Consider the following 5,752-nt stretch of genomic DNA (forward strand, 5'->3'; position numbering starts at 1 on the left):
AATGTCACTCAATTTGTGACATTAGGATTAAGGCTTTTTGAGGTTTGATCTGTTTCTTTGTACCAAGAACAACCCGGCCAAAAAGTCGGTCTGTTTTTTATTTAGCAACACACCATGAAGGAACGTACAAAACAACTTTTTAAAGGCTTTCTGTTTTCACTTATCATCTCGGTAGCTGCAAGCTGCATATACTTTGCCGCTACGCAAAAGGATATTGATTACAGCCATGTTATATCGCCAATTATGGAGGGTGTATTTTTCCTGAACATTATTGTGTTCATCATGRCATTACCATCATTGTTCCTGGTCAATCCACTTTATTGGCGTAATTTACCGGTGCGTTTGCTGTTATATTTCTCGGGACCGGTAATTTTTATTATTACTACCGTATGTCTTAAATTACAACCATCATACAAAGTAGTTTATCTGATTACAGGTGTTGTTTTTCTGATTGTTCACTCCGTTTTTTATTATTTAACTGTAAAAAAGCAGGCATGAGCTATTGATGTTTAAGCATTTTATGGCTTTTTGAAAGATTTAGGCTAAACTTGCAACATCAACATGAAAGCATTTTACGGAGATTTAAGATTAGGTATCCTGGGCGGCGGTCAATTAGGTCGTATGCTGATACAACAGGCTATAAATTATAACGTTACGGTAAAGATTCTTGATCCGGATCGTGAAGCGCCCTGCCGCAAGCTATGTGATGAATTTACAATAGGTTCACTGGGCGATTATGAAACCGTATACAACTTTGGTAAGAATGTTGACCTGCTAACCATCGAGATTGAGAAGGTAAATGTTGATGCCCTTGAGCAGCTGGAAAAAGAAGGTGTACTGGTTTATCCGCAATCGCGCATTATCAGACTGATACAGGACAAAGGCCTGCAAAAACAATTTTTTAAAGAGAATGATATCCCCACCGCCGATTTCCAGATCATATCATCGCCGCAGCAGTTACAGCAAAGCTATATCCCGTTCCCTTATATTCAAAAACTGCGCAAAGATGGTTACGATGGTAAAGGCGTTTATAAAGTAGCCAATGAAAGCTACCTGCCAGGCGCTTTTAAAGAACCCAGCCTGATTGAAAAGTGGATTGATTTTGAAAAAGAGATAGGCGTTATAGTTGCCCGTAACGAAAATGGCGAGATCCGCACTTTTCCGCTGGTGGAGATGGAATTTAACCCCGAAGCTAACCTGGTTGAGTTTTTAATATCACCATCGACCCTGCCATTTGAAATACATGAGCGGGCCGAGCAAATAGCTAAAAAGATTGCCGAAAGCCTCAAAATAGTGGGCTTGCTGGCAGTTGAAATGTTTTTGGATAAACACGGTAAAATACTGGTTAACGAGCTTGCCCCGCGACCGCATAACAGCGGCCACCAAACCATTGAAGGTAACGTGGTTTCGCAGTTTGAGCAGCATTTAAGGGCAATATTTAACCAGCCGCTGGGCGATACCGCCTGCCTGAATAACGCCATTATGGTGAATGTTTTAGGCGAAACCGGATATGAGGGGCCTGCCATTTATCAGGGTATTGAAAAAGTATTAAAACTTTCTGGTGTATATGTACATTTATACGGCAAAGCCCTAACCAAGCCTTTCAGAAAAATGGGACATGTTACTATTGTAGATGCCGACAGAGAGAAGGCGATAGAAAAAGCACGCTTTGTGCAGAAGACATTGAAGGTAATAAGTTAAAAAAAGGAGGCCTGTCATCCTGAGTCTGTCGAAGGATCAGGTGCAAAGGCCTGCCCACCATGCTTCGACAGACTCAGCATGACAGCCGTTGAATAGGCTTGTAGAAGATAGGAGACTTACGAAGTTTTAAAAACTTCGTAAGTCTGGGAAATAAATAACCACGCGTCATTGCGAGGTACGAAGCAATCTCTATGCTATACAGAGCGACTCTGCAAATCGGGGATGCTTCGTACCTCGCAATGACGGTTTTAGTAAAAAAGTAAACAACAAAATGAGCCAGCCAAAAGTAGCCATCATTATGGGCAGCAAGTCAGATCTGCATGTTATGCAGGATGCTGCCGATGTTTTAAAAGAATTAGGTGTTGATTACGAGATCACCGTGGTATCTGCACATCGCACGCCCGACAGGATGTTCAGTTACGCCCGTGCCGCCGCTGATCGTGGTATTAAGGTAATTATTGCCGGGGCAGGCGGTGCCGCGCATTTACCGGGCATGGTGGCCTCTTTAACCCATTTGCCGGTTATTGGGGTACCAGTAAAATCAAGTAATTCAATTGACGGATGGGATTCTATCCTTTCCATATTACAAATGCCCAATGGTATCCCGGTTGCTACTGTAGCACTTAACGCCGCAAAAAACGCGGGTATACTGGCAGCACAGATCTTGTCAACCGCGGATGAATACCTGGTAAAAAACCTTATTGACTTTAAAGAAGATCTTAAAAAGAAAGTGGAAGACTCAGCAAGGGAAATGGAAGGGTAGGTTGTAAGTCTTAAGTCTGGAGTTCTAAGTACTAAGTGACTTGCATTAAAACTTAAGACTTAGAACTCCAGACTTAGAACTCCAGACTTAGAACTCCAGACTTAGAACTTAATTCAAAGCCGGGTTTTCAGGGAAATTGGCGATGTGGGCGTAGCGCTGGCCTAAGCCTATCACCACTTCTTTCCACAGGTTTTGTTCATCATTGCTGAATAATGTTTCGGCCTTGAAATTTTCGGCCACAATCCAGCTGTCTTGCTGTATTTCTTCGTCAAGTTGCTGGGGTGTCCATCCGGAATATCCGGCAAAAAACTTTATCTCGTTTTCGGTTAACTGGTAGTTTGATACCAGTTGCTTTGCCTGTTCAAAATCGCCTCCCCAAAACACGCCTTCGGCAATTTCAATACCGCCTTCTATTTTTTCGGGGCAGCGGTGTATAAAGTGCAGGGTATTTTTAGCTACTGGTCCGCCATCGTAAACGGGCATTTCGGCGTATGAAACATCGGGTAATACATCACCTAATAAGAATTCGCCCTGATGGTTTAAAATAAAGCCCATAGCGCCGTCAGCAGAATATTCTGTTAGTATGATAACCGATCTTTTAAAGTTCGGATCCATCATAAAAGGTTCCGAAATTAGTAAACGCCCTGTGGCCGCCGAAATAGGACTTAGCATAAAGGTTCAGTATTTAAATTACTTAACAAGCATAACTAAAATATGTTCAATTATTAATTGAAATATAAACAATATTTACGGTATAATAAATTTGTAAGTTTGCATGAAATGAATCAGCAGGAGTTACAAAATTTAAGGCAGGATTATTCTGCCGCCACATTATCCGAAAAAGATACCAAAGCCGACCCGATAAACCAGTTCGAACAATGGTTTAACGAAGCTTTAGCTGCAAAATTGCATGAACCCAATGCCATGACGCTGGCTACAGCTACATCAAACGGAAAACCATCGGCGCGTATTGTTCTGTTAAAAGGCTTTAATCAGAACGGATTTATGTTTTATACCAATTATTTAAGCCGCAAGGGTAAAGAGATCACCAAAAACCCGCAGGGGGCTTTAACTTTTTACTGGGGCGAGCTGGAACGCCAGGTACGCATTGAGGGCACCATTGAAAAATTGAGTAAGGAAGATTCTGAAAGATATTTCCATTCGCGCCCCAAAGGCAGCCAGATAGGGGCGGTAGTATCGCCGCAAAGCCAGGAAATAGAAGGCCGTGATGCTTTAGAGAAAAAATGGAACCAACTGGAGGCCGAATATGAAGGTAAGGATGTGCCTAAGCCATCATTTTGGGGCGGCTATATTTTAAACCCGCAATTGATTGAGTTTTGGCAAGGTCGCCCAAGCAGGTTGCACGACCGCATTTTATTTAAAAAAACTGATAAGAAAACCTGGAAAAAAGTACGTTTAGCACCATGATGTTTAACGATATTAAATTATTACTCACTCAAAAATTTGGTGAAACAGTAATTACAGGCGAAGAAACAGGTGGGCTACAGCCCGCCTTGCTCATAAACCCTGATGATATTGTAGCGGTATGCCTTGAATTGCGCAATAATCCACAAACTTATTTCGATTTTCTGTCGAGCCTGAGCGGGGTGCACTATAATGATGAAAGTAACCGCTACGGTGTGGTTTATCACCTGGCATCTATACCATATAAAACCCAGCTTACCTTAAAAGTAAGTAAAGCCCATGACCGTGAAAGTGCCAAATTGCCCGAGTTTAAAAGTATAACCAGCGTTTACCGCACTGCCGACTGGCACGAACGTGAAGCTTATGACCTGCTGGGGATATTTTTTGAAGGTCATCCCGATCTGCGCCGTATATTGTTACCCGACGACTGGGAAGGCTTCCCACTCCGGAAAGATTATAAAGCTGCGGAGTATTATAAAGGGATCAAGATAGATTAGAAGCCCCCTAACCCCTAAAGGGGAACATAACGTGAGCTATGCTAATCAAAAGCTCCCCCTTTAGGGAGCTGGGGGGCTCTTCGCCACCTTCTCATTAAAATATGCCACCAGTTTTTCAATATTTTTCAGGCCATACTGGTGGGCCTTTATTTTTTCAACCACCTCGGGTTCATCACCCATAATATCGGTCATGATGTCTTCAAAATTCTCATCGGTTAGGCGTGCCATTTCGGCGGTATTAGCACCGTAATAATAGATGGTTTTTCCACCGCCATTGCGGCCACCACCGCCACCAAGCGATATGCCTAAACCCCCACCCAGGCCACCTCCATAGCCACCGCTGCCAACTCCAACGCCAACACCCGGCGAAAAACCTATGCCCCTGCCACCACCACCTTTGCCGCCCTGGGCTACATAAAGCTTTGTTGGTTCATCTAATACCACTTTTACAAAATCGGTTTCTTCTTTGCCCCATGATTCGTTTTTAGGTGCATGAGCAACTACAAAACTGTCCTTACCAGCCACAAATGACCGCAAATCACTGGCGCTTAATTTATATGGATTGTTTTTTTCGGTTTCTTTAAACTCAATAAAGCCTTCGTCTTTTATCGGTCCCTTGCCACCCGGGTTAACCCTTATAAAACCCGTTTCACGGTTGCCTTTTACATCGGTAAAATTACCGGGCTGCCATTTTTGCGATTTTGCCGCTGTAAAGCAGAACATTAAAAATAAAATGATGGGAATTGAGCGCATAACGTTTAAAATTTAAGAACGCAATTTTTGAATATTTAATATGTAACAGTTGCTTTACTCAAAAAAGCATCGCCGTTTATCTTGGTAACACTGGTAACACATAAAATACATAATAATAGTAAAATTGCACGCATAAGATTTAGATATTTGGACAACTAAAATAGGAATTTATAATTACCATGCAATTAACTGTTGATTTACGCAGCGATACCGTAACCAAACCAACTCCCGGAATGCTGGAGGCCATGTGGAGCGCAAAAGTAGGGGATGATGTTTTTGGTGAGGACGAAACCATTAACACGCTTGAGCAAAAAGCCGCGGCCATTTTTGGGATGGAAGCAGGCCTGTTTTGCCCATCAGGTACTATGACTAACCAAATAGCAATCAAATGCTTTACGCAGCCGCTGGATGAGCTGATAGCCGATCAAACCGCGCATGTTTACCGTTACGAGGGTGGGGGGATAGCCTTTAATTCGGGTGTATCAACCCGTTTACTGAATGGTTACAGGGGCATTATCACTGCCGAAATGATAGAGCCGGAGATCAACGCTGAAAACATCCATTACCCGCATACCAGCCTGGTGGTGCTGGAGAATACAGTAAACAAAGGCGG

The 5,752-nt window shown here is 42.8% G+C and carries 8 protein-coding genes; 6 read left to right on the top strand and 2 right to left on the bottom strand.

The window, feature by feature from the left end; genetic code table 11:
* Positions 1-114 precede the first annotated feature (114 nt).
* From AC1DRQ_RS28940 to purE, 3 genes are all read left to right on the top strand, one after another.
* On the top strand, positions 115-498 hold the full coding sequence (locus AC1DRQ_RS28940; RefSeq protein WP_477429221.1) for a hypothetical protein: 384 nt from the start codon (positions 115-117) through the stop codon (positions 496-498).
* A 63-nt stretch (positions 499-561) separates the two neighbouring features.
* Complete coding sequence (locus tag AC1DRQ_RS28945) at positions 562-1,701, top strand: 5-(carboxyamino)imidazole ribonucleotide synthase (protein WP_477429223.1); 1,140 nt, start codon at positions 562-564, stop codon at positions 1,699-1,701.
* A 271-nt stretch (positions 1,702-1,972) separates the two neighbouring features.
* Positions 1,973-2,464 carry a 5-(carboxyamino)imidazole ribonucleotide mutase gene (purE, locus tag AC1DRQ_RS28950; RefSeq protein WP_477429225.1) on the top strand — a complete coding sequence of 164 codons (492 nt, stop codon included), beginning with the start codon at positions 1,973-1,975 and terminating at the stop codon, positions 2,462-2,464.
* Positions 2,465-2,572: 108 nt separating this feature from the next.
* On the opposite strand, the gene AC1DRQ_RS28955 is transcribed toward purE, so the two are convergent.
* Entirely contained in the window at positions 2,573-3,136 is a 564-nt protein-coding gene (locus tag AC1DRQ_RS28955; RefSeq protein WP_429396001.1) for a YqgE/AlgH family protein, read from the bottom strand.
* 108 nt (positions 3,137-3,244) lie between these two features.
* Here AC1DRQ_RS28955 and pdxH point away from each other — a divergent pair, with 108 nt between their 5' ends.
* A complete protein-coding gene (gene pdxH / locus AC1DRQ_RS28960; RefSeq protein WP_477429227.1) occupies positions 3,245-3,892 on the top strand; it encodes a pyridoxamine 5'-phosphate oxidase in 648 nt (215 codons plus the stop codon).
* Positions 3,889-4,386 (top strand): NADH-quinone oxidoreductase subunit C, encoded by a 498-nt coding sequence (locus AC1DRQ_RS28965; RefSeq protein WP_477429229.1) that lies wholly within the window; start codon positions 3,889-3,891, stop codon positions 4,384-4,386. The genes pdxH and AC1DRQ_RS28965 overlap by 4 nt, the downstream gene beginning before the upstream one ends.
* Before the next feature lie 60 nt (positions 4,387-4,446).
* Here the strand turns inward: AC1DRQ_RS28965 and AC1DRQ_RS28970 are convergent, their stop codons facing one another.
* Positions 4,447-5,139 carry a hypothetical protein gene (locus tag AC1DRQ_RS28970; protein WP_477429231.1) on the bottom strand — a complete coding sequence of 231 codons (693 nt, stop codon included), beginning with the start codon at positions 5,137-5,139 and terminating at the stop codon, positions 4,447-4,449.
* A gap of 179 nt (positions 5,140-5,318) precedes the next feature.
* Here AC1DRQ_RS28970 and AC1DRQ_RS28975 point away from each other — a divergent pair.
* The coding region (locus AC1DRQ_RS28975) for a threonine aldolase family protein (RefSeq protein ID WP_477429233.1) at positions 5,319-5,752 on the top strand (434 nt) is incomplete at its 3' end.

This window comes from Mucilaginibacter sp. P4_E8 (assembly GCF_056401495.1).

Bases quoted from the DNA above. Each gene is read 5' to 3' on its own strand.
- purE (WP_477429225.1), top strand. From the start codon at position 1,973: ATGAGCCAGCCAAAAGTAGCCATCATTATGGGCAGCAAGTCAGATCTG.
- pdxH (WP_477429227.1), top strand. From the start codon at position 3,245: ATGAATCAGCAGGAGTTACAAAATTTAAGGCAGGATTATTCTGCCGCC.
- AC1DRQ_RS28965 (WP_477429229.1), top strand. From the start codon at position 3,889: ATGATGTTTAACGATATTAAATTATTACTCACTCAAAAATTTGGTGAA.
- AC1DRQ_RS28955 (WP_429396001.1), bottom strand. From the start codon at position 3,136: ATGCTAAGTCCTATTTCGGCGGCCACAGGGCGTTTACTAATTTCGGAA.
- AC1DRQ_RS28945 (WP_477429223.1), top strand. From the start codon at position 562: ATGAAAGCATTTTACGGAGATTTAAGATTAGGTATCCTGGGCGGCGGT.
- AC1DRQ_RS28970 (WP_477429231.1), bottom strand. From the start codon at position 5,139: ATGCGCTCAATTCCCATCATTTTATTTTTAATGTTCTGCTTTACAGCG.